Below are 19,693 nucleotides of genomic sequence, written 5' to 3'. Positions count from 1 at the left end.
CCTGAACTTCGCGACCTTCCTCAACGGCTATGGGCTGGTGAGCGCGCTGGTGCAGTCGGAGACGGTCGAAACGCACAAGCTGCGGCAGGCATTCGGCATCATGCTGCTGCTGAACGGCGGGCTCGCCCTGGCGCAGCTTGCGGTCGCGCCGCTGGCTGCGGCCTATTATGCGCAGCCCATGGTTGCGGACCTGCTGCGGGTGCAGGCGCTGCTCTATCTGTCCACGCCCTTCATCTCGATTCCCGAAGCGATCATGGGGCGGGCGATGGATTTCCGGCGGCCGGCATTGGTCAACCTGATCGCGGCCATGGCTTCGGCGGCGGTGGCGCTGTCGGGTGCGCTGTCGGGCTGGGGCGTGTGGACATTGGTGTTCGCGCCTATCGCGGGATTCTGGGTCAAGGGGATCGGCTATGTGCTGGCGACCGGGTTCATGCCCGTTCCCAGCTTCGATTTTCGCGGGACCGGGGCGATGGTGGCCTATGGCGCGTCGCTGCTGGGCGGGCAGTTATTCTGGATCGTGCAGAGCCAGGCCGACATCTTCATCGGCGGGCGCGTGCTGGAGCCGCATCAACTGGGCCTTTATGCAGAGGCCCTGTTCCTGACGCAGATCTTCGTCAGCAAGTTCATCCCGCCGCTGAACGACGTGGCCTTCCCAGCTTATGCGCGGATGCAGAAGGATCCGTCGCGAATCGCCTGGTCCTTCTGCAAGGCGGTGCGGCTGCTGCTGCTGATTAGCTGCCCCGTCTATCTGGGGATGGCCGTGACGGCGGGGCCGCTGGTCGAGACGCTGTTCGGCGCGAAATGGCGGGACATGGCGCCCTTCGTCGCGATCCTGGCGCTCGCCATGCCGTTCATGACGTTGCAGGTGATGTTCGCGCCGGTCAGCAATGCGGTGGGCCGGCCGGGGACGACGGCGCGGATCGCGGCAGTAGGCGCGGTGCTGATGCCGGCCGCCTTCCTCATCGGGATTCGATTCGGGGCGATCGGGCTGGCCTGGGCATGGCTTTTTGCTTTTCCGATCCTAACGCTGATCACTGCCCGGCTGGCGGGCGCGCCCATGGGCCTGCGGCTGATCGACCTGGCGCGGGCAGCGGCGCCGGGGCTTGGCTGTTCGCTGTTGATGGCGGCGGCGGTGATGGGGATCGACCGGCTGCTGCCGCCTCTCGCCGCGCCGATTCGGCTGGGGATATTGGTGCCGGCGGGCGGGCTGGCCTTTCTGGCCGCGCTGATGCTGTGCGCGCATGGGACGCTTATGGAACTGGTGGCGCTGGTAACGCGGCGGGCGCCGCCGGTGGAGGCGCCGGCCTGAGACGGATCAGGCCGTCTGGATATAATCGCGCAAGGCGGCCGCTTCGGATTCTATCGAATCTATGCGGAACTTCACCAGATCGCCTATCGACACCAGCCCCACCAGCGCGCCGTCGACCACGACGGGCAGGTGCCGGATGCGCCGTTTCGTCATCAGCGACAGGCAATGGTTGACGGGCGTCCGATCGTCCGTGGTGATGGCCGGGGCCGTCATGATCTCCCCCACCGGGCGGTCCAGCACCGCCGCGCCTTCCTGCGCCACGCGATAGGCCAGGTCGCGTTCGGAGAAGATTCCCACTACCTCGCCGTCGTCCACCACCGGCACGCAGCCGATCCGCCGCTGGGCCAGCAATCGCACCACGGACAGCACCGTGTCGCTCGATTGCACCTGGACGACATCCTGTCCCTTGCGTTGCAAAATCGCCGCGATCGTCATGGTCCGTCTCCCTGCCCTGCCGACTAAATGCCTCGGTCCCTTGATGATCCCACTTTCACGGCCCAAAGGAAAGGGATGACGCGCAGACAAGCTCTTGACGATCCGGAGATAGCCAGGGTCGCGTGGCGGCGGTTCCGCCGCATCATGGCGTGGATGGCGCTGACCGGCGCGCTATGCGTGGGGGCGGCGCTGCTCTTTCTGCGCTGGTGGGCGGGGCCGATGCCGATCCACATGGTCATCGCGACGATATTGGGCGTCTGGTTGACGTTCATGCTGGGGACGGGCCTGATGGCCCTGGCATTTCTGTCCAGCGGAACAGGACATGACGAACAGATCATCGACCGCATGAAAGACGAGGTTCCCGACAATGACTGACCAAAGGGGCGAAGTGGTGTTGCGCGTGATGCCGCGCATGGCGGACATCAACAGCAACGGGCATATTTTCGGCGGATGGGTGTTGAGCCAGATGGATATCGCCGGCGGCATCATCGCCGCCCGGATCGCACAGGGGCCGGTCGCCACGGTGGCGATAGAGAGCATGACCTTCATCGCCCCGATCCTGTTGGGCGACATCGTGTCGGTCTATGCCCATGAGGAGCGGCGGGGGCGGACGTCGGTCGCCATCCGGATCGATGTCGTCGCGACGCGGGGACGGCAGGGAAGGGAGGTGGGGCTGACGAGCGGCCTGTTCACCTTCGTCGCGCTGGACGAAAATCATCGGCCGCGTCCGCTGCCCCCCGCCTGATCCGGCAGGGCCGACGAAAGCAAAAAGGGAACGGCGCGACGGCGCCGTTCCCTTTTTGCTTCGTCGGCCCTATTCCCGCCCGCTCCGGGGCAGGATCGGAGCCTTATTCGGCCGCTTCAGCAGCGGGCCGGGCGCGGCGGGTCCGCTTGCGCGGCGCTTCGGCGGCGGCGTCCGCATCATTGTCGGCGCGCGCGATGGACGGCGGCAGCACGGCCAGGTCCAGACCGCCCTGCCCTTCCTCCTTCGTCGCCGCCTTACGCGGGCGACCGCGGCGGGCGCGGGGGGCATCCGCCTCGGACTGGGCTTCCGGGGCCGGCTGAACGGCGGCAACCGGCTCGGACGCGGCTTCGGCCTGCCGATGTTCCGCGACTTCCTCGCCTGCCGCTTCCTCTACCGAAGGACGATCCCGGCGCCGTTCGTTGCGGTCATTGCGGTCCCGCCGGTTGCGGTCGTTCCGACCTTCGCGATAGTCGCGCTGCTCGTCCCGCCGGCGATCGAAATCCTGCCCGCGGTCGGTCGCCTGATCGGCGCGCGCGTCCTCGCCCGCTTCGTCGGCGGCGTCGAAATCGTCGAAACTGTCGTCGAAATTCTCGTCCCGTGGGCGGAAGCGCTGCTGCTGCTCCTCCTGCCGGGCGCGGTTGTCGGCCAGCACGCGGAAATAATGGTCGGCGAATTGCAGATAATATTCCGCATTGACCCGATCGCCCGCCATCTGGGAATCGCGCGCCATATTCTTGTATTTTTCAAGAAGCTGGGCCGCATTGCCGCGTGCGCGGCTGTCGATCCGGTTGCCATTGTCGCCGCCGCCCCGATTGCCACCGTTGGGCCGGCCATTATTGTTGTTCCGGCCGCGATTCCGGCGACCGGCCTGCCTGTTGTTGATCAAGAGCTGATCCTTGCGTTCACTTTGCCATCATTCACGGAAAAACACTGTTCAGTCGCATCCTTCAGCACGGCCTGACCATCAGGCCGGATAAGGCTCCGCCGGGCAGGGACCGAGCGATCGGCCTATGCCCTTGACCTGCCAGAGGCGCCTGCGCAGCAGCGCCGTCGTGACTTTGAAGGAGCGGGAAAACGGCCTTTTCTCGGCTACGCCCACGGGGCAAATCCTCAGGATAGTGCCGTCCCTAAGCCCCATGTAGTGGCTTCCAGGGCATAAACCAAGCAATTTTAGCTTGGGGAAGCGCAAATCCTTCGCCGCGTCAGGCGGAGGGGCCCGGCGTCGCGACCAGGCAGCGGTCATGCCCCGCCAGATCGCGGCGCGGCGAAACGCCAAGTCCTTGATCGGCAAGCAAAGCGGAGACGGAAAGCCGCTGGTCATGGCCGATCTCCATCGCGGCCATGCCGCCGGGCGCGAGCAGGCGGGGCAGCGCCGGGGCGATGCGGCGATAATCGTCCAGCCCTTCCGCGCCTGCGAAAAGGGCGGTTTCGGGTTCGTGGAGGACGTCGCCCGCCAGCGCGGCGTCGCGGGCGATATAGGGGGGGTTGACGAGGATCAGGTCGAAGGGGCCTCCCATCCCCTCCGCCCAGTCGCCGAGGCGGAAATTTGCGCGTCCGCCGAGGCCGAGGCGGTCGGCATTGCCCTGCGCCACGGCGACGGCGGCGGGGGAGATGTCGACACCCGTTCCCGTCGCCTGCGGCCATTGGCTGAGCGCGGCGAGCAGCAGCGCGCCGGAGCCTGTGCCGAGATCGAGGATGCGGGCGGGGCTTCGCGGGCCGAAATGGTCGAGCGCGGCTTCGATCAGCGTTTCGCTGTCCGGGCGGGGGATGAGGACGTCGGGCGTGACGTGCAGGCTGATCGTCCAGAAATCGCGAGTGCCGGTGATATAGGCGATAGGTTCGCCGGTCAGGCGGCGTTGGATGAGGGCGTCGAAGCCGGGCGGGACGCTGAGGTCGCGCTGGCGCAGCAGGAGGGTGTTGCGGTCGATCCTGAGCGCGTGGGCGAGGAGCAGTTCGGCGTCGAGGCGCGGGGTGGCGCTGATGGGGGTCAGGCGTTCGACTGCCTCTCGCAAGGCGACGGCAACGCCCATATTCGTCATTCCCGCGCAGGCGGGAATCCATCTCCAGACGCTGCATCAAATCGCATCTTATGGGAGATGGATTCCCGCCTGCGCGGGAATGACGGGTTTTGTGTCTTTGGCGGCGACTTCACGCCACGCCGTCCAGTTGGGCGAGGCGGGCGGCTTCGTCCTCCGCCACCAGCGCGTCGATGACTTCGGACAGGCCCGGTCCTTCCAGGATTTCGGGCAGGCGGTGCAGGGTCAGGTTGATGCGGTGGTCCGTCACCCGGCCTTGCGGGAAATTATAGGTGCGGATGCGTTCGGAACGGTCGCCGGAGCCGACCATCGCCTTGCGCGCGCCCGCCTGTTCGCTCTGGGCGCGTTCGCGTTCCGCTTCGTAGATGCGGGCGCGCAGAACCTGCATCGCCTTCGCCTTGTTCTTGTGCTGGGATCGTTCGTCCTGCTGCGTCACGACGATGCCGCTGGGCAAGTGCGTGATGCGCACGGCGGAGTCGGTGGTGTTGACATGCTGGCCGCCCGCGCCGGACGCCCGGTAGATGTCGATCTTGAGATCGCTGTCGGCGATCTGGACGTCGACCTCCTCCGGTTCCGGCAGCACCGCGACGGTGGCGGCGGAGGTGTGGATGCGCCCGCCGCTTTCGGTGACGGGCACGCGCTGGACGCGATGGACGCCGCTTTCGAACTTCAGCTTGGCGAAGACGCCGGTGCCGGTGACGCTGGCGACGACCTCCTTATACCCCCCGACTTCGGAAGCGTTGGCGGAAATGAGTTCCATCTTCCAGCCCTGCGCGTCGGCATAGCGCTGGTACATGCGGAACAGGTCGCCCGCGAACAGCGCGGCTTCGTCGCCGCCGGTGCCTGCGCGGATTTCCAGCATGGCCGGGCGGGCGTCGGCGGCATCCTTCGGCAGCAATTGCAGCGCGAGGGCGCGTTCGGCGTCGGGCAACCGGCTCTTGATCAGTTGCATCTCTTCCTGCGCCATTTCGCGCATCAGCGGATCGGAATCCGCATCCTCGCCGCCCGCCATATATTCCAGCGCGCTCAGTTCCTGGCGCAGGCGGCGGACCTCATGGGCGGCCTTCGCCACCGGCTCGATCTCCGCATATTCCTTGGACAGCCGCACGAACTCCTCCGGCGCGAGGTCGGCACGCGTCATCGACGCCTGCACCTCGTCCCGGCGCGCCTCGATCTGCGCGATGCGTTCGGCGGAGATGTGCATTATGACTTCAACAAAACGCCAAAATCAGCGAACTTCTTCTCATCTTCGTCGAGTTGCACAACAATCATCGCTTGATTGAGAAATGCCGCAGCATCCTGCTCCGCAAGCAAGAAATCCTCATGCGGACTCGCCCGACCACGCTTTACGTCGATGAAAATAGGATTCCAATTCGGTCGAGGATTCGGTGACCTTCGAATCACGAAAAGAAGTTCCGGATTTCCAGATTGCGCCTTGTCGAATCGTTTCTTGCGAGAACCGCCTGAAATGGAGTCGGCAGGGATACCTGCTCGCCTAAGAGCGGTTGTGACTTTTATAATGTCGGCTTCGAGGTCGTCCGCCTCTGAAAACACAACAACCTTGGGACGCTCTACCGCAGGTACATCGATCAGCATCGCCAGCCGCTCGATCCCCGCCGCCCAGCCGACCGCCGGAGTCGAGGGGCCGCCGAGATTCTCGATCAGCCCGTCATAGCGCCCGCCGCCCAGCACCGTGCCCTGCGCGCCGAGCCGGTCGGTGATGAATTCGAACGCAGTGTGGCGATAATAATCCAGGCCGCGCACCAGACGGGCGTTGCGTTCCCACGCCACGCCCGCCGCATCGAGGCCCGCCGTCACCTTTTCGAAGAAGCTGCGCGCTTCGTCGGTGAGATAGGCGTCGATGTCCGGCGCGCTGTCCGCCACCGGGCGATCACGCGGGTCTTTGCTATCGAGGATGCGCAGCGGATTGCGGTGCAGGCGGTCGATGCTCTCTTCGGAAAGCTGGTCGCGATGCGCTTCGAAATGCGCCACCAGCGCGGCGCGCCAGGCTTCGCGGCTCGGCCCGTCGCCCAGCGTGTTGAGGTTGAGCGTCACGCCTTCCGATATGCCCAGTTCGCGCAGCAACTGGTCGGCCAGCACCAGCAGTTCCACGTCCGCGCCCGGCTCGCCCGCGCCGATGATTTCAGCGTCGAGTTGGTGGAACTGGCGGAAGCGGCCCTTTTGCGGACGCTCGTAGCGAAAGAGAGGGCCGTGGGTCGCGACTTTCAGCGGCGCATATTGCTGCCAGCCTTCGGTGATGTAGGCGCGGGAAATGCCTGCGGTGAATTCCGGGCGCAAGGTGATGCTGTCGCCGCCGCGATCCTCGAAGGTGTACATTTCCTTGGAGACGACGTCGGTGCTTTCGCCCAGCGAGCGGGCGAACACCGCCGTCGATTCGAAGACGGGCACTTCCACCCGCTGGAAACCGTAGAGCCTGCGCACCCGGTCGAAGGTCGCGACGACATGGGCGAAGCGTTCCTGGAACGCTTCGTTCGTGCCGCCCAGCATGTCCTGCGTGCCGCGCACCGGGCGCGGGGTTTCGATCTTCGCCATGGGGCAGCGCCTTTAACGATAAAGACGCGCCAAGGAAACGCGCTTTTTTATCGTAAAATATCCCAAGAAGAGTTGGGGGTGGACGAGAGCGGAATGGCTCGCCATGCTGTTGTTATACGGTCGTTCGGCCACACCCGTTTTCGGAGATGTTCATGATCCGCAGCCTTGCTGCCGCCCTTTTCCTTTCCACGGCCATTTCGGGACCGCTGATCGCGCAGGACGCGATCCGGTCCAGGCCCGTCGCGCTGCCGGTCGACAATGCCGCGCCCACCCCCAAGGATGTCCCCTATCCCGGCGGCACCATCAGGCTGGAGGTCGACGCCACCGACACGGTGCAGCGCATCTTCCGCGTGAAGGAGACCATTCCGGTCGCCGCCGCCGGGCCGATGACGCTGCTGATGCCGCAATGGCTGCCGGGCAATCACGCGCCGCGGGGGCAGATCGAGAAGCTGACCGGCCTGACCTTCACCGCAGACGGCAAGCCGCTGGCGTGGAAGCGCGATCCGCTGAACGTCTTTGGCTTCGTGATCGACGTGCCGCAGGGGGTGAAGCAGGTCGTCGCATCCTTCCAGTTCCTGTCCGCCACCCAGCCCAATCAGGGCCGCGTGGTGGTGACGCCCAAGATGCTGAACATCCAGTGGGAGTCGGTGTCGCTCTATCCGGCGGGCTATTATACGAGGGCGATCCCGATCCAGGCGACCGTGACCTATCCCGACGGCTGGCAGGCAGCGACGGCGCTGCGCGGCAAGAAGACGGGCTCTACCGTCGCCTATGAGACGATCGATTATGAGGCGTTGCAGGATTCGCCGGTTTTCGCGGGGCTGTATTTCAAGCCGGTCGATCTGGGGCATAATGTGACGCTCAACATCCTGGCCGACGATGCCGGCGAACTGGACGCCAAGCCGGACCAGATCGCGAAGCACAAGAAGCTGGTCGACGAGGCGGGCGCGCTGTTCGGCGCCTATCATTTCGACCATTATGACTTCCTGTTCGCCATCACCGACGAGATGGGCGGCATCGGGCTGGAGCATCATCGTTCTTCGGAAAATCAGGTCGAGCCGGGCTATTTCAAGAAATGGGGCGATGGCGCCGCGCTGCTGGACCGCAACCTGCTGCCGCATGAATTCACCCATAGTTGGGACGGCAAGTTCCGCCGTCCCGACCTGCTGTGGACGCCGGATTTCAACGTGCCGATGCAGGATAATCTGCTGTGGGTCTATGAAGGACAAACGCAGTTCTGGGGCTATGTCCTGGGCGCGCGGTCCGGGCTGTTCTCCAAGCAGGAGACGCTGGACGCCTATGCCCATATCGCGGCCAAGCTGGACACGGCGCGGGGGCGCGAATGGCGGCCGATGGAGGACACCACCCATGATCCCATCATCTCCGCCCGGCGGCCCAAGGGCTGGTCGAGCTGGCAGCGGTCGGAGGATTATTATAATGAAGGGCTGATGATCTGGCTGGAGGCGGACGCCATCATCCGCCAGCAGACAAGCGGCGCCAAGGGCCTCGACGATTTCGCCAGGGCGTTCTTCGGCACCCATCCGGGCGACTGGGGACAGGTCGTCTATAATCGCGGCGACGTGATCAGGACGCTGAACCAGGTCGCGCCCTATGACTGGGCAGGCTTCTTCCAGAAATATGTCGACGGCACGACGAAGGAGACGCCCAAGGGCGGCTTCACGCTGGGCGGCTACAGGCTGGTCTATGGCGATACGCCGGGCGCCATCACCAAGGCGGCCGAGGGGTCAGGCAAGTTCACCGACCAGAGCTTCGGCATCGGCCTCATCGTCAAGAATGACGGCGAGATCAGCAATGTCGTCTGGGACAGCCCGGCCTTCAAGGCGGGTCTTGCCATCGGCTCGAAGATCGTCGCGATCAATGGCGACGAATATTCGGGCGACGTGTTCAAGGCGGCGATCAAGTCCGGAAAGCCGCTCCAGATCATACTAAAGCAGGACAAATATTATCGCACTTTGAGCCTCGCTTATTCCGGCGGCCTGCGCTATCCGCGCCTCGAAAAAATGGGAGAGGGTGAAGGCAGCCTGGACCGGCTGCTGAAACCGAAAACATAATCGCCCGCAACGACCACCGCGTTTACAGAGGCTTATAGTCCATGAATATCGAACTGATCCCGGTCGGCGACGATCCGCCCAACAGCCTGAATGTCATCATCGAGGTTCCGGTGGGCGGCGAGCCTGTCAAATATGAATTCGACAAGGCTTCGGGCGCGCTGTTCGTGGACCGCATCCTGCATACGCCGATGCGCTATCCGGCCAATTACGGCTTCGTGCCGCACACGCTGTCGCCCGATGGCGATCCGCTGGACGCGCTGGTCATCGCCCGCTCGCCTTTCGTGCCCGGTTCGGTCGTGCGCGCCCGTCCCATCGCCGTGCTGAACCTGGAAGACGAGGCCGGCGGCGACGAGAAGCTGGTCTGCGTTCCCGACAACAAGACCTTTCCCTATTATAGCGACGTCGATGAAAAGGACGACCTGCCCGGCATCGTGATGGAGCAGATCGAACATTTCTTCACCCACTACAAGGATCTGGAAAAGCAGAAGTGGGTGCGGATCGGCACCTGGGGCGGCGCGGAAGACGCCAAGCGCATCACCCTGGAAGCGATCGAACGCTACAAGGCTGGGAAGCAGGCCGCCTGAGGCGCTGCGCGATGCTGAATGAAGAAGGGGCCGCGCAGACGATCTGCGCGGCCCCTTCTTCCTATATGCGGATGGTCCAGGACAGGCTTTTCCGCACGATGCTCTAAGGCTTGTTGAGATTCATCGAGAGTTGATGACGGCACTGGCGAGATAGATCATGGCTGAGAAGCTCTGATCGGTCTTGTCGGAACGCATGGCGATTCGTTTGAACTCCTTGAGTTTGCAGAAGAAGTTCTCGATGAGGTGACGCCATTTGTAGAGTTCTGCGTCGATCCGGCGCTTGCTGGCCCGTCCGGGATGCTGTGAGATCACGACCCTTGCGCCCCGCGCGTCGAGTTCAGCAATGATGGCGTTGGTGTCGAACGCCTTGTCGGCCATGAAGCCAGCGAAGGCGAGGTTCTCGATGAGGGGCGGGACACCTATGATGTCGCAGCGCTGACCCGGTAGCAGCACGAAGCGAACGAGATTGCCCAAGGCATCCGTGAGTGCGACGATCTTGGTGGTCATGCCGCCCTTCGACCGCCCTATGGCCTGGCTTTGAGTCCCCCTTTTGCGCCCTGGCCGTGGCGGTGGACCTTGACGATCGTGCCATCGACCATTGCAAACTCCATGTCTGGATCATCCGACGCGGCGTCGAAAAGCCGTTGGAAAACATCGGCTTTCACCCAATCCCGATAGCGCTTGAAGATCGTGTTCCACTTCCCGAATGCAGCCGGAAGATCACGCCATGGACTGCCCGTGCGCGCAATCCACAACACCGCCTCCAGAAATAGCCGATTGTCGTGGCCGCTCCGACCCGGATCGCTTGCCTTGCCAAGACAATATGGCGCCATCTTTGCCCACTGATCGTCCCGAAGGACAAGTCGTTCAGCTTCCATCACAAACTCCTTCAAGGAGCTTGAATCAGATCAAAGCCTAAAGGGGAATCCTGAATCTCAACAAGCCTTAGGGTGTGTGGGGATTCAGCCCATGGCGGGCTGCAAATAGCGGCTTTCTCCGCTTCCGGTGCTCACGTACTGAAGTACGCTGCGCCGAAACGAGTCACCTGCCTCGTTTCGAGGTTCTCGAAATCCACTATTTTCGCCGCGCCCTGAACTGAATCCCCACACACCCTATAGCGTGTTTCGATCTGATTGAATCAGATCGCCGCTCTGGATTCCTTGTTTTCCGCGGTTTCTTAATCAGGGATCGGTTCCGATCGCTTGGAAATCACCCTAAAATCGGCCGAATATCAGAACACCGGCCCCTGCACCGGCCCCTTGGGTGCGGTCGTCGTCTTGGCCGCGCTCAGCGCTTCGACCAGCCCCGGCGTGCGGTTGTCCCGCTGCGCATAGTCCCGCGCCGACATGCCCGCGATGGTGTCGCGCCTGTCGGGATTGGCCCCCTGCGCCACCAGCAGCCGGACCAGCCCGACATCGCGAAGCTGCACCGCCCGGATCAGCGGCGTTTCGCCGCTGCCATTGGCCTTGTCCACTTGCGCATTATAGGTGAGCAGGCTGCGCGCCCCCTCCTCGAACCGGGCCTGCACCGCATCCATCAGCGGCGTGTTGCCGTTATTGTCGGTCAGGTTCGGGTTCGCGCCCTTGGCAAGCAGGAAGGTCAGCCATGTATTGTCGCGCCGGGCGATGACCAGGTGCAGCGCGGTGTCGCCCGTGGTCACGTCGCGGCTGTTGATGACGGTGGAGCCAGGCTTCTGGATCAGGTCGGTCACCTTCTGCCCGTCGGCATCCTTGACCGCCTTCAGGAAGTTGTAATTGTCGGAAAACTGCGCCCGCGCAACCATCGGCGCCGCGACCGGCGACAGCAGCGCCAGGGTCAGAGCGGCGGCGCGGCCAACGCCCATCCAAGCCGGAAAACGTCCTGTCATTCTATCCATAGCCCCGTTGGGATTTGCAAATCGGGCCATAGCAGGGCATGGCTGGCGGCGCCATGAACAAAGCGCTGATTTCGCTCACCCTGCCGTTCGCCGCCCTGCTGGCAGCCTGTAATATGGGGGCGGGAGGCAATGCATCAAGCGGCGACGACAGCGCCCAGGGCGACCTGCACGGGGCCAGCATCGGCGCGCCCTTCACGCTGACCGACCAGGACGGCAAGAAGGTGCGCTGGGACGATTTCAAGGGCAGGTACCGGCTGGTCTATTTCGGCTATACCTATTGCCCCGACGTCTGCCCGGTCGACCTGCAACGCATCCTGCAGGGCTTCGCGAAATTCGAGAAGGCGAAACCCGCCCTGGCGGCCAGGGTCCAGCCGATCTTCATCAGCGTCGATCCGGATCGCGACACGCCCGCCGTCCTCAAGACCTATGTCGCGGCCTTCCACCCGCGCCTGATCGGCCTGACCGGCACGCCCGACGAAATCGCCAAGGTGGCAAAGGATTTCGTGGTCCTCTACAACAAGGAAGAGGCGAAGGGCGCGAGCGGCTATCTGGTCAGCCACAGCCGCACCCCCTATCTTTTCGGCGGCGATGGGGAGCCGGTCGCGCTGGTGCCGGTGGACGATCCGGGAACCCCGGACGCGGATGAAGGCGATCCCGCGAAGGTGACGGCCTTCCTCGAAAAATGGGTGAAGTGACGGTTGGACTTCTGGGAAAAGCCCCTCGACAAACTGGACCGCGCCGAGTGGGAAGCGCTGTGCGACGGCTGCGGCAAATGCTGCCTCCACAAGGCGGAGGATGAGGATACCGGCCGCATCTATCCCACCAATGTCGCCTGCCGCCTGCTTGACCGGCACAGCGGCCAATGCACCAACTACAAGGAACGCCGCCGCTTCGTGCCGGATTGCGTGCGCCTGACCCCCGCGAAGGTGAAGACGATAGGCTGGCTGCCCCGCACCTGCGCCTACAGGCTGCGCGGCGAGGGCAAGCCGCTGCCGCAATGGCATTATCTGGTCTGCGGCGACCGGGAAGCGGTGCACCGGGCGCAGGAGTCCGTGCGCGGCTGGACCGTTGCGGAGGCGGACGCGGGCGATTGGGAAAATCACCTTGTCGACAGAGAGCTCTGACGCTGTCCTTGTCGTCGACGGCGTCGCCGTTCCGGTGCGGGTTCGCCGGTCGGCGCGGGCCAGGGCCTATCGGCTGTCGCTCGATCATGCGCGCGGCGAACTCAGGCTATCCCTGCCAACCCGCGCCAATCTGAAGCGCGCCCTCGGCTGGGCGCAGGAGCATGAAGGCTGGGTCCGTTCGCAGATGGCGCGCCGCCCGGCGCAGGTGACGCTGGGCGACGGCGCCGTCTTTCCGCTGGAGGGGCGGGATGTGCGCATCTGCTGGGTGGAGGGCGCGTCGCGCACGATCCGGCTGGAGGGCGACCGGCTGCTGCTCGGCGGCGCGGCGGAATCGGTGGGACCGCGGGTGCTGCGCTGGCTGAAGATGCGGGCCAGGGCGGTGCTGGAGACCGAAAGCCATGAAATGGCGCGGGACAATGGGCTGATCGTGGCGTCGGTCGGCATCGGCGATCCGCGCAGCCGTTGGGCGAGTTGCGCCTCCAGCGGGGCGATCCGCTATAGCTGGCGGCTGATCCTCTGCCCGCCGGAGGTGCGGCGGGCGACCGTGGCGCATGAACTGGCGCATCTGCTGCACATGGACCATAGCCCCGCCTTCCACGCGGCGCACAAGCGGATATTGGGGGACGATCCCCGCCCGGCGCGAGCCTGGCTGCGCGAGCATGGGACCGCGCTGCACCGCTTCGTCGGGTGACAGGCCCCGCCGGGAAACGGCGCTGTCCGACGGCGACGATGCCGGACAGCCATGCAAAGACCGTCGGGCCGACGCGGACGCCTTCGCACGGGTAAGCGGCATGCTCCCGCGAACAGGCGGGTGGTTCGTAGGTCCCGCCGCCCGGACCTCGCGGCGCGGACATGGTCAGGGGTCGCCCGACCGGCTGATGCGGGTGGAAAGCGGACGCTCCCCCTATTCGTCACCCCGGACTTGATCCGGGGTCCCGCTGCCTTGGACGAGGCGGGCGCTCAGACAAGAAAGCGGGACCCCGGATCAAGTCCGGGGTGACGGAAACTACGGAAACTGATGTCCGCTCATGGCCAATATCCGGCGCGACTCAGATCAGCCGGTCCGCCTCCAGCGCGGCGGCAACCGAATCGCGGGCGCGGGGCAGGCGGGCGTGCAGCCGCGCATCGGCTTCGGCCAGCCGTTCCACGCCCGCCGTCAACTGCTCCTCCGACAGGGTGAAGGGCAGGCGCAGGAAGCGCTCGAACGCGCCGCTCACGCCAAAGCGCGGCCCCGGGGCCACGCGCACGCCGTGGCTCTCCGCGATGGCGGCCAGCGCCGTCGCCTCGCCCCGCGGCAGCTCCGCCCATAGCGACAGGCCCCCCGCCGGGGATTCGGCGCGCCAGTGCGGCAGGTGCCGTTCGATCAGCGCCAGCAGATGGTCCCGGCGCCCCCGCAGCATCGCCGCGCGCGGGCCAAGCCCTTCATCGCCGTCGATCAGATGAGCGACGGCAAGCTGCTCCACCACCGGGCTGGCCATGTCCATCGTCGTGCGCAGGCGGCCCAGCGCGGCGACGGTCTGCGGGTCGGCGCGAATCCAGCCGACGCGCAGCCCGCCCCAGAAGATCTTGCTGGCCGAACCCAGGGTGATGACCTGCCGCCCGGAAGGATCGTGCACGGCGACCGGCGGCGGCGGCATGTTGTCCAGGCCCATCGCGGCCATGGTCTCGTCGATGATCAGCGGCATATGGCTGCGCGTCGCCGCCGCCACCAGCGCGCGGCGGGTGCCGGGGTCCATGCTGCGTCCGGTGGGATTGTGGAAATCCGCGATGATATAAGCGAAACGCGGGCTGGTCTGGCGGAAGGCCGCCTCCATCGCGTCGATGTCCCACCCCTGCGCGGGCAGGCCGACAGGCACCGGCACGACATGGGCGCGCTGCAGGGCCTGGATCGCATTATGATAGGTGGGATGGTCGATCACCGCCCGGTCGCCCGGCCCCGCCAGCCAGTGCAGCAGCAGCGAAAATCCCTGCTGGGCGCCGTTGGTGACGATGATCTGGTCGGGACTGGTGGGGCATCCCCGCCGTTCATAATAGGCCGCGATCGCCCGGCGCAGCGGCGGCAGGCCCAGCGGATCGTAACCCAGCTCGCCCAGAAAGGCGGGCAGCGCCTCCACCGCCGCCTGATAGGCGCGGCCCACGCCCGGCGCGGCGGGCAAGGCGGCATGGGTCCAGTTCAGGATGTTGCCGCCGCCGATCGTGTCGATTTCCGGCAGGGCCTGGTCCATCCGGCCGGGCGGCAGGCGGGTGACGCTGCCCGACCCCTGCCGGCTTTCTAGGAAGCCTTCGTCGCGCAGCCGGTCGAAGGCGGCGGCGATGGTCGTGCGGCTGAGGCCCAGCGCGGCCGCCAGTTCCCTTTCCCCCGGCAGGCGGACGTTCAATCCCACGCGCCCGTCCAGCACCAGCATCCGCAACGCCTGCGCCAGTTGGCGATAGGCGGGTTCGGCGCTGTCCTCGGCGCGCCAGGCGCCCAGCAGGCGAAGCAGGGAAGGGGGCCGCAGGAGGGAAGTGGACATGGCAATAAATTCCAATCCGAAGAATGAGGGGGCCACTTATCCGATAGTGGCCGTTTTGTAAAAGGCCATTTCGGGTGATTTCAGCCGCCATGTTGATGCACCGCCGTCTTTTCCAGCTTTTCTGGGGACTTGGCCTCTATGGCTTCTCCATGGCCCTGATGCTGCGCGCCGATCTGGGGCTGGACCCCTAGGACGTGCTGCATCAGGGGCTGGCGCCGCGACTGGGCCTGAGTTTCGGCATGACGGTCAATCTGGTCGGGGCGATCGTCCTGCTGCTCTGGTGGCCGCTGCGCCAGCGGCCCGGCCTCGGCACCGTCTGCAACATAGCGGTGATCGGGACGGCGGTGGACATCAGCCTCCTGATCCTGCCGACGCCGGAGGGCCATGCCATGCGTTTCGCCTGGCTGGCGGCGGGAATCCTCCTCAACGGCATAGCGGGCGGCGCCTATATCGGCGCGGGGCTGGGGCCGGGGCCGCGCGACGGGCTGATGACGGGTTTCTGCCGCCGCACCGGATTGCCGGTCAAATGGGTGCGCACCGGCATCGAGATCGGCGTGCTGGCGGCCGGCTGGCTGCTGGGCGGCACGGTCGGCCTCGGCACTTTGCTCTATGCGGCGACGATCGGCTGGATCGTGCACCATGCCTTGCCCTTCTTCGCCATAGCCGCGCGCGAACGTCCCGCGCCTGCCTGATCCGGTTGCCCCCTGACCGGCCGGCATGGAGCCCCGCCGGCCGGTCCCTTTTATCGCTCGCGCCTATCGACTGGGGCCGCGAATGCCATATGGAGGGCGCTCACGATCATGAGGAGAGCCTGGTGGCGACCGACCTGTACGACCTGACCGTTCCCGTCTTCATCCGGGGCCTGCGCAATCTTTCCGCCATCCTGGAGAAGGGCGCGGCCTATGCGGAAGAAAAGGGGATCGATCCACTCACGCTGACGCAGGCGCGGCTCACGCAGGACATGGCCCCGCTCGCCGCGCAGGTGCAATATGCCAGCGACAGCGCGAAGGGGGCGGTGATCCGCATCGGCGGGCTCGATCCGGTGCCGATGCCCGATACGGAGCAGAGCTTTGCCGACCTCCAGGAACGGATCGGCAAGACCCTCGCCTTCCTGGAATCCGTCCCGCGCGATCGGATCGACGGGCGGGAGGACGCGCAAGTGGTGCTCAGGACGCCGCGCGGCGACTTCTCCTTCACCGGGCGCAGCCATGTGCTGGGCTTCTCCATGCCCAATTTCCACTTCCATGTGACGATGGCCTATGCGCTGCTGCGGCAGGCGGGCGTGCCGCTGGGCAAGCTCGATTATCTGGGCGGGCTTTAATTTCCTCCCCTCCCGCAGGCGGGAGGGGAATATTTTAGGATATCCTAACCTGCGATCAGCCTGATCGCGGCGCTGGATACCCAGCCGCTGAGGCAGGGGCCGTCATAGGGCTGCTTGCGGTCCGCCGGTTCGGAAACGCCGCAATCCACCGGAGCCGTCGCATTGTCGGCAGGAGGCTCAGCGACCAGCACGACCCCCAGCCATTTCTGGTCGAGGCTGCGGGTGCAGACCCAGGCGCGGGCGCCCTCCGCCATGCGGGCGATTTCCCGGGCGTCCGAAAAGGGCGCGGCCCGTACCGGCGCTCCTCCGGCGCCCACGCGCGCCGCCTGCCCCATGGCGCCGCAGGCGTCCAGACGCGGACCGTCCTCCCCGATGGTCACGGGTCGGACGAGGCGCGATTCCAGGCGGGTTTCCGGCACATCCTCCCGCGCCGCGCCGGCCAGGGAACTGTTGGGCAATTCCTCCAGCACGTCGCTGCTTTTCGAGCAGGCGGCGAGCATCAGGGCCAGGGCAAGGACAATGCGCATAGCCGCCTGATAGACCCTGCTCTCCACGGGCGATAGCCGCCATGTTTCGCTTTAGTTTGCCGGCCCTATTCCCTATATGCTCGGATATGAGCGAGGAAAGTCAGAACAACCCCAACAGCAATGCCTATGGCGCCGACAGTATCAAGGTCTTGAAAGGGCTGGATGCCGTGCGCAAGCGGCCCGGCATGTATATCGGCGACACCGACGACGGCTCCGGCCTGCACCATATGGTGTTCGAGGTCAGCGACAATGCCATAGACGAGGCGCTGGCCGGCCATTGCGACCGCATCCTGATCACGCTCAACCCCGACGGATCGGTCAGCGTCGAGGATAATGGCCGCGGCATCCCCACCGACATCCACAAGGAAGAGGGCGTGTCGGCGGCGGAGGTCATCATGACCCAGCTCCACGCCGGCGGCAAGTTCGAGAACACGTCGGACGACAATGCCTACAAGGTGTCGGGCGGCCTGCATGGCGTGGGCGTTTCCGTGGTGAACGCGCTCAGCGAATATCTGGACCTCAACATCTGGCGGGACGGCAAGGAGCATTATATGCGCTTTGCCTATGGCGACGCGGTCGCGCCGCTCAAGGTCATCGGCGACGCTCCGGAGGGAAAGAAGGGGACGAAGGTCACTTTCCTTCCCTCGACCGAGAAAGTGCCCGGCGACGGCGGCACCTTCAAGAACCATACCGAGTTCGATTTCGAGAAGCTGGAGCATCGCTATCGCGAGCTGGCCTTCCTGAACAGCGGCGTGCGGCTGTTCCTGGCCGATGCGCGGCATGAGGAGAAGAAGGAGATCGAGCTGTTCTACGAGGGCGGGATCGCGGCCTTCGTGAAGTGGCTGGACCGCAACAAGCAGCCGCTGATGCCCGATCCCATCGCCATTTCGGGCAGCCGCGACGATGTCACCATCGACGTCGCGCTGGAATGGAACGACAGCTATTATGAAAATGTCCTCTGTTTCACGAACAACATTCCGCAGCGGGACGGGGGCACCCATCTGGCGGCGTTCCGCGCCGCGCTGACGCGGACGCTCAACAATTATGCGGACAAGTCGGGCCTGCTGAAGAAGGAGAAGGTCTCGCTGACCGGCGAGGATATGCGCGAGGGGCTGACCGCCATCGTGTCGGTGAAGCTGCCCGATCCCAAATTCTCATCCCAGACCAAGGACAAGCTGGTCTCGTCCGAAGTGCGCCAGCCGCTGGAAAGCCTGATGGCCGACAAGATGGCCGAATGGCTGGAGGAAAACCCCCAGCATGGCCGCATGATCGTCCAGAAGGTGATCGACGCCGCCGCCGCCCGCGAGGCGGCGAAGAAGGCGCGGGAACTGACCCGGCGCAAGGGGGTGATGGACATCGCCTCCCTGCCCGGCAAGCTGGCCGACTGTCAGGAACGCGACCCCGCCAAGTCCGAACTCTTCCTGGTTGAGGGCGATTCGGCGGGCGGCTCGGCCAAGCAGGGGCGCAACCGGCACAATCAGGCGATTCTGCCGCTGAAGGGCAAGATCCTGAACGTCGAGCGCGCCCGTTTCGACCGGATGCTGTCGTCAAAGGAGGTCGGCACGCTCATTCAGGCGATGGGCACCGGCATCCGCGACGATTTCAACCTGGAAAAGCTGCGCTACCACAAGATCGTCATCATGACCGATGCCGACGTCGACGGCGCGCATATCCGCACGCTGCTGCTGACCTTCTTCTACCGCCAGATGCCGCAGATCATCGAGGCGGGGCATCTCTACATCGCGCAGCCGCCGCTCTACAAGGCGACGCGGGGCCGGTCGGAGGTCTATCTGAAGAATGAGGCGGCACTGGAAAATTACCTGGTCGACAATGGCGTCGAATCCATGGCGCTGGAAACGACCGGCGGCATGCGGTCGGGCGAAGACCTGCGCAGCCTGATCGAACATGGGCGGCGAATCCGGGCGGTGATGCGCTATGTGCCGCGCCGCTACAATCCCGCGATCATCGAGGCGCTGGCGATCAACGGCGCGCTCGATCCGGAACTCAGCCATGACGCGCAGGCCGAACGGCTGGCCAACACCGTCCGCTGGATGGACGCGCAGGACGATGAGGGCAGGTGGAGCGGCCGGATCGCAGAGGAGGGCGGCTTCCATTTCGAGCGGCTTTGGCGCGGCGTCACCGACCATCACATGATCGAGGCGGGCTTCATCGGGTCGGCCGAAGCGCGCAAGCTGCACGCCATCGCAGCCGAGGAGGCGGACAGCTATCGCACCTCCAGCCGCCTGGTGACGGCCAAGGCGGCGGCCGCCGCCGAGGAGGCCGGGGAGGACGAACTGCCGGTCGCGACCAAGGGGTCGGCCACGGTCACGCGGCCCAGCGAATTGCTGGAGGCGATCCTGACGGCCGGGCGCAAGGGGCTGGCGATCCAACGATATAAGGGCCTTGGCGAGATGAACGCGGAACAGCTTTGGGAAACCACGCTGGACCCCGATAACCGCTCCATGCTGCGGGTGGAGGTCGAGCAGGCGGACGTCGCCGACGAAATCTTCACCCGGCTGATGGGCGATGTGGTCGAACCGCGGCGCGAGTTCATCCAGGACAACGCGCTGAACGTCGCCAATCTGGACGTCTGATCCG

At 65.3% G+C, this 19,693-nt stretch carries 19 protein-coding genes and 1 pseudogene (1 of these 20 only partly in view); 11 read left to right on the top strand and 9 right to left on the bottom strand.

Annotation, left to right across the window (positions count from 1 at the left end; all coding sequences use genetic code 11):
- Positions 1-1,309 carry the 3' portion of a lipopolysaccharide biosynthesis protein gene (locus tag Sj15T_RS14145; protein ID WP_193377923.1) on the top strand. It extends 179 nt beyond the left edge of the window, so only the last 1,309 of its 1,488 coding nucleotides appear in the window; its start codon lies off the left edge, out of view; its stop codon occupies positions 1,307-1,309.
- A gap of 6 nt (positions 1,310-1,315) precedes the next feature.
- Here Sj15T_RS14145 and Sj15T_RS14140 read toward each other — a convergent pair whose 3' ends face one another.
- Positions 1,316-1,744: a CBS domain-containing protein gene (locus Sj15T_RS14140; protein ID WP_007689239.1), complete on the bottom strand. Its 429-nt coding sequence runs from the start codon at positions 1,742-1,744 to the stop codon at positions 1,316-1,318.
- Positions 1,745-1,819: 75 nt separating this feature from the next.
- On the opposite strand from Sj15T_RS14140, the gene Sj15T_RS14135 reads away from it, so the two are divergent.
- Positions 1,820-2,119, top strand: a complete 300-nt coding sequence (locus Sj15T_RS14135) for a hypothetical protein (protein ID WP_007689240.1) — start codon at positions 1,820-1,822, stop codon at positions 2,117-2,119.
- Entirely contained in the window at positions 2,112-2,489 is a 378-nt protein-coding gene (locus Sj15T_RS14130) for an acyl-CoA thioesterase (RefSeq protein ID WP_007689246.1), read from the top strand. Before Sj15T_RS14135 ends, Sj15T_RS14130 begins: the two co-directional genes overlap by 8 nt.
- Before the next feature lie 103 nt (positions 2,490-2,592).
- Here the strand turns inward: Sj15T_RS14130 and Sj15T_RS14125 are convergent, their stop codons facing one another.
- From Sj15T_RS14125 to hisS, 4 genes are all read right to left on the bottom strand, one after another.
- A complete protein-coding gene (locus tag Sj15T_RS14125; protein WP_007689247.1) occupies positions 2,593-3,375 on the bottom strand; it encodes a DUF4167 domain-containing protein in 783 nt (260 codons plus the stop codon).
- Between the two features lie 316 nt (positions 3,376-3,691).
- Positions 3,692-4,519, bottom strand: coding sequence for a peptide chain release factor N(5)-glutamine methyltransferase (prmC, locus tag Sj15T_RS14120; RefSeq protein WP_013038736.1), 828 nt, complete (start codon positions 4,517-4,519; stop codon positions 3,692-3,694).
- Between the two features lie 118 nt (positions 4,520-4,637).
- Positions 4,638-5,732: a peptide chain release factor 1 gene (prfA, locus tag Sj15T_RS14115; RefSeq protein WP_193377931.1), complete on the bottom strand. Its 1,095-nt coding sequence runs from the start codon at positions 5,730-5,732 to the stop codon at positions 4,638-4,640.
- Complete coding sequence (gene hisS / locus Sj15T_RS14110; RefSeq protein ID WP_013038734.1) at positions 5,729-7,078, bottom strand: histidine--tRNA ligase; 1,350 nt, start codon at positions 7,076-7,078, stop codon at positions 5,729-5,731. The genes prfA and hisS overlap by 4 nt, the downstream gene beginning before the upstream one ends.
- Positions 7,079-7,230: 152 nt before the next feature.
- Between hisS and Sj15T_RS14105 the strand changes: the two genes are divergently transcribed.
- Together Sj15T_RS14105 and ppa are read left to right on the top strand one after the other, a co-directional pair.
- Entirely contained in the window at positions 7,231-9,150 is a 1,920-nt protein-coding gene (locus Sj15T_RS14105) for a M61 family metallopeptidase (RefSeq protein ID WP_041386179.1), read from the top strand.
- 41 nt (positions 9,151-9,191) lie between these two features.
- On the top strand, positions 9,192-9,734 hold the full coding sequence (ppa, locus tag Sj15T_RS14100; RefSeq protein ID WP_007689259.1) for an inorganic diphosphatase: 543 nt from the start codon (positions 9,192-9,194) through the stop codon (positions 9,732-9,734).
- 120 nt (positions 9,735-9,854) lie between these two features.
- Here ppa and Sj15T_RS14095 read toward each other — a convergent pair.
- Positions 9,855-10,612, bottom strand: a protein-coding gene (locus Sj15T_RS14095) for an IS5 family transposase (RefSeq protein WP_115288555.1) whose coding sequence is annotated in 2 segments (ribosomal slippage) — positions 9,855-10,276 and positions 10,276-10,612 — 759 coding nt in all. Because the reading frame shifts where the segments join, the coding sequence is not laid out codon by codon here.
- A 353-nt stretch (positions 10,613-10,965) separates the two neighbouring features.
- The gene (locus Sj15T_RS14090) at positions 10,966-11,601 is read right to left on the bottom strand and encodes an ankyrin repeat domain-containing protein (RefSeq protein WP_233431843.1); all 636 of its coding nucleotides are present in this window, start codon (positions 11,599-11,601) and stop codon (positions 10,966-10,968) included.
- 47 nt (positions 11,602-11,648) lie between these two features.
- Between Sj15T_RS14090 and Sj15T_RS14085 the strand changes: the two genes are divergently transcribed.
- The 3 genes from Sj15T_RS14085 to Sj15T_RS14075 are packed head-to-tail and all read left to right on the top strand — an operon-like array spanning position 11,649 to position 13,425.
- Entirely contained in the window at positions 11,649-12,305 is a 657-nt protein-coding gene (locus Sj15T_RS14085) for an SCO family protein (protein WP_013038730.1), read from the top strand.
- 3 nt (positions 12,306-12,308) lie between these two features.
- Positions 12,309-12,734 carry a YcgN family cysteine cluster protein gene (locus Sj15T_RS14080; protein ID WP_007689265.1) on the top strand — a complete coding sequence of 142 codons (426 nt, stop codon included), beginning with the start codon at positions 12,309-12,311 and terminating at the stop codon, positions 12,732-12,734.
- On the top strand, positions 12,715-13,425 hold the full coding sequence (locus Sj15T_RS14075) for a SprT family zinc-dependent metalloprotease (protein ID WP_041385589.1): 711 nt from the start codon (positions 12,715-12,717) through the stop codon (positions 13,423-13,425). The genes Sj15T_RS14080 and Sj15T_RS14075 overlap by 20 nt, the downstream gene beginning before the upstream one ends.
- A gap of 358 nt (positions 13,426-13,783) precedes the next feature.
- On the opposite strand, the gene Sj15T_RS14070 is transcribed toward Sj15T_RS14075, so the two are convergent.
- Positions 13,784-15,247, bottom strand: a complete 1,464-nt coding sequence (locus Sj15T_RS14070) for a PLP-dependent aminotransferase family protein (protein ID WP_007689269.1) — start codon at positions 15,245-15,247, stop codon at positions 13,784-13,786.
- A gap of 89 nt (positions 15,248-15,336) precedes the next feature.
- On the opposite strand from Sj15T_RS14070, the pseudogene Sj15T_RS14065 reads away from it, so the two are divergent.
- Both Sj15T_RS14065 and Sj15T_RS14060 read left to right on the top strand, forming a co-directional pair.
- Positions 15,337-15,939, top strand: a pseudogene (locus tag Sj15T_RS14065) (hypothetical protein).
- 89 nt (positions 15,940-16,028) lie between these two features.
- Positions 16,029-16,568 (top strand): DUF1993 domain-containing protein, encoded by a 540-nt coding sequence (locus tag Sj15T_RS14060; protein ID WP_081440619.1) that lies wholly within the window; start codon positions 16,029-16,031, stop codon positions 16,566-16,568.
- 44 nt (positions 16,569-16,612) lie between these two features.
- Here Sj15T_RS14060 and Sj15T_RS14055 read toward each other — a convergent pair whose 3' ends face one another.
- Complete coding sequence (locus Sj15T_RS14055; RefSeq protein ID WP_013038724.1) at positions 16,613-17,095, bottom strand: hypothetical protein; 483 nt, start codon at positions 17,093-17,095, stop codon at positions 16,613-16,615.
- Positions 17,096-17,181: 86 nt separating this feature from the next.
- On the opposite strand from Sj15T_RS14055, the gene gyrB reads away from it, so the two are divergent.
- Positions 17,182-19,689, top strand: coding sequence for a DNA topoisomerase (ATP-hydrolyzing) subunit B (gene gyrB, locus Sj15T_RS14050; RefSeq protein ID WP_013038723.1), 2,508 nt, complete (start codon positions 17,182-17,184; stop codon positions 19,687-19,689).
- Positions 19,690-19,693 lie beyond the last annotated feature (4 nt).

It is taken from the genome of Sphingobium sp. TA15, assembly GCF_037101235.1.
GTDB classification, from domain to species: domain Bacteria; phylum Pseudomonadota; class Alphaproteobacteria; order Sphingomonadales; family Sphingomonadaceae; genus Sphingobium; species Sphingobium indicum.
The sequence above is the reverse complement of the archived record's forward strand: the minus strand, read 5'-3'. Positions and strand labels throughout refer to the sequence as shown.

Bases quoted from the DNA above. Each gene is read 5' to 3' on its own strand.
- ppa (WP_007689259.1), top strand. From the start codon at position 9,192: ATGAATATCGAACTGATCCCGGTCGGCGACGATCCGCCCAACAGCCTG.
- Sj15T_RS14085 (WP_013038730.1), top strand. From the start codon at position 11,649: ATGGCTGGCGGCGCCATGAACAAAGCGCTGATTTCGCTCACCCTGCCG.
- Sj15T_RS14130 (WP_007689246.1), top strand. From the start codon at position 2,112: ATGACTGACCAAAGGGGCGAAGTGGTGTTGCGCGTGATGCCGCGCATG.
- Sj15T_RS14055 (WP_013038724.1), bottom strand. From the start codon at position 17,095: ATGCGCATTGTCCTTGCCCTGGCCCTGATGCTCGCCGCCTGCTCGAAA.
- Sj15T_RS14090 (WP_233431843.1), bottom strand. From the start codon at position 11,601: ATGACAGGACGTTTTCCGGCTTGGATGGGCGTTGGCCGCGCCGCCGCT.
- Sj15T_RS14140 (WP_007689239.1), bottom strand. From the start codon at position 1,744: ATGACGATCGCGGCGATTTTGCAACGCAAGGGACAGGATGTCGTCCAG.
- Sj15T_RS14060 (WP_081440619.1), top strand. From the start codon at position 16,029: ATGGAGGGCGCTCACGATCATGAGGAGAGCCTGGTGGCGACCGACCTG.
- gyrB (WP_013038723.1), top strand. From the start codon at position 17,182: ATGAGCGAGGAAAGTCAGAACAACCCCAACAGCAATGCCTATGGCGCC.
- Sj15T_RS14105 (WP_041386179.1), top strand. From the start codon at position 7,231: ATGATCCGCAGCCTTGCTGCCGCCCTTTTCCTTTCCACGGCCATTTCG.
- prmC (WP_013038736.1), bottom strand. From the start codon at position 4,519: ATGGGCGTTGCCGTCGCCTTGCGAGAGGCAGTCGAACGCCTGACCCCC.
- Sj15T_RS14135 (WP_007689240.1), top strand. From the start codon at position 1,820: ATGACGCGCAGACAAGCTCTTGACGATCCGGAGATAGCCAGGGTCGCG.
- Sj15T_RS14070 (WP_007689269.1), bottom strand. From the start codon at position 15,247: ATGTCCACTTCCCTCCTGCGGCCCCCTTCCCTGCTTCGCCTGCTGGGC.
- hisS (WP_013038734.1), bottom strand. From the start codon at position 7,078: ATGGCGAAGATCGAAACCCCGCGCCCGGTGCGCGGCACGCAGGACATG.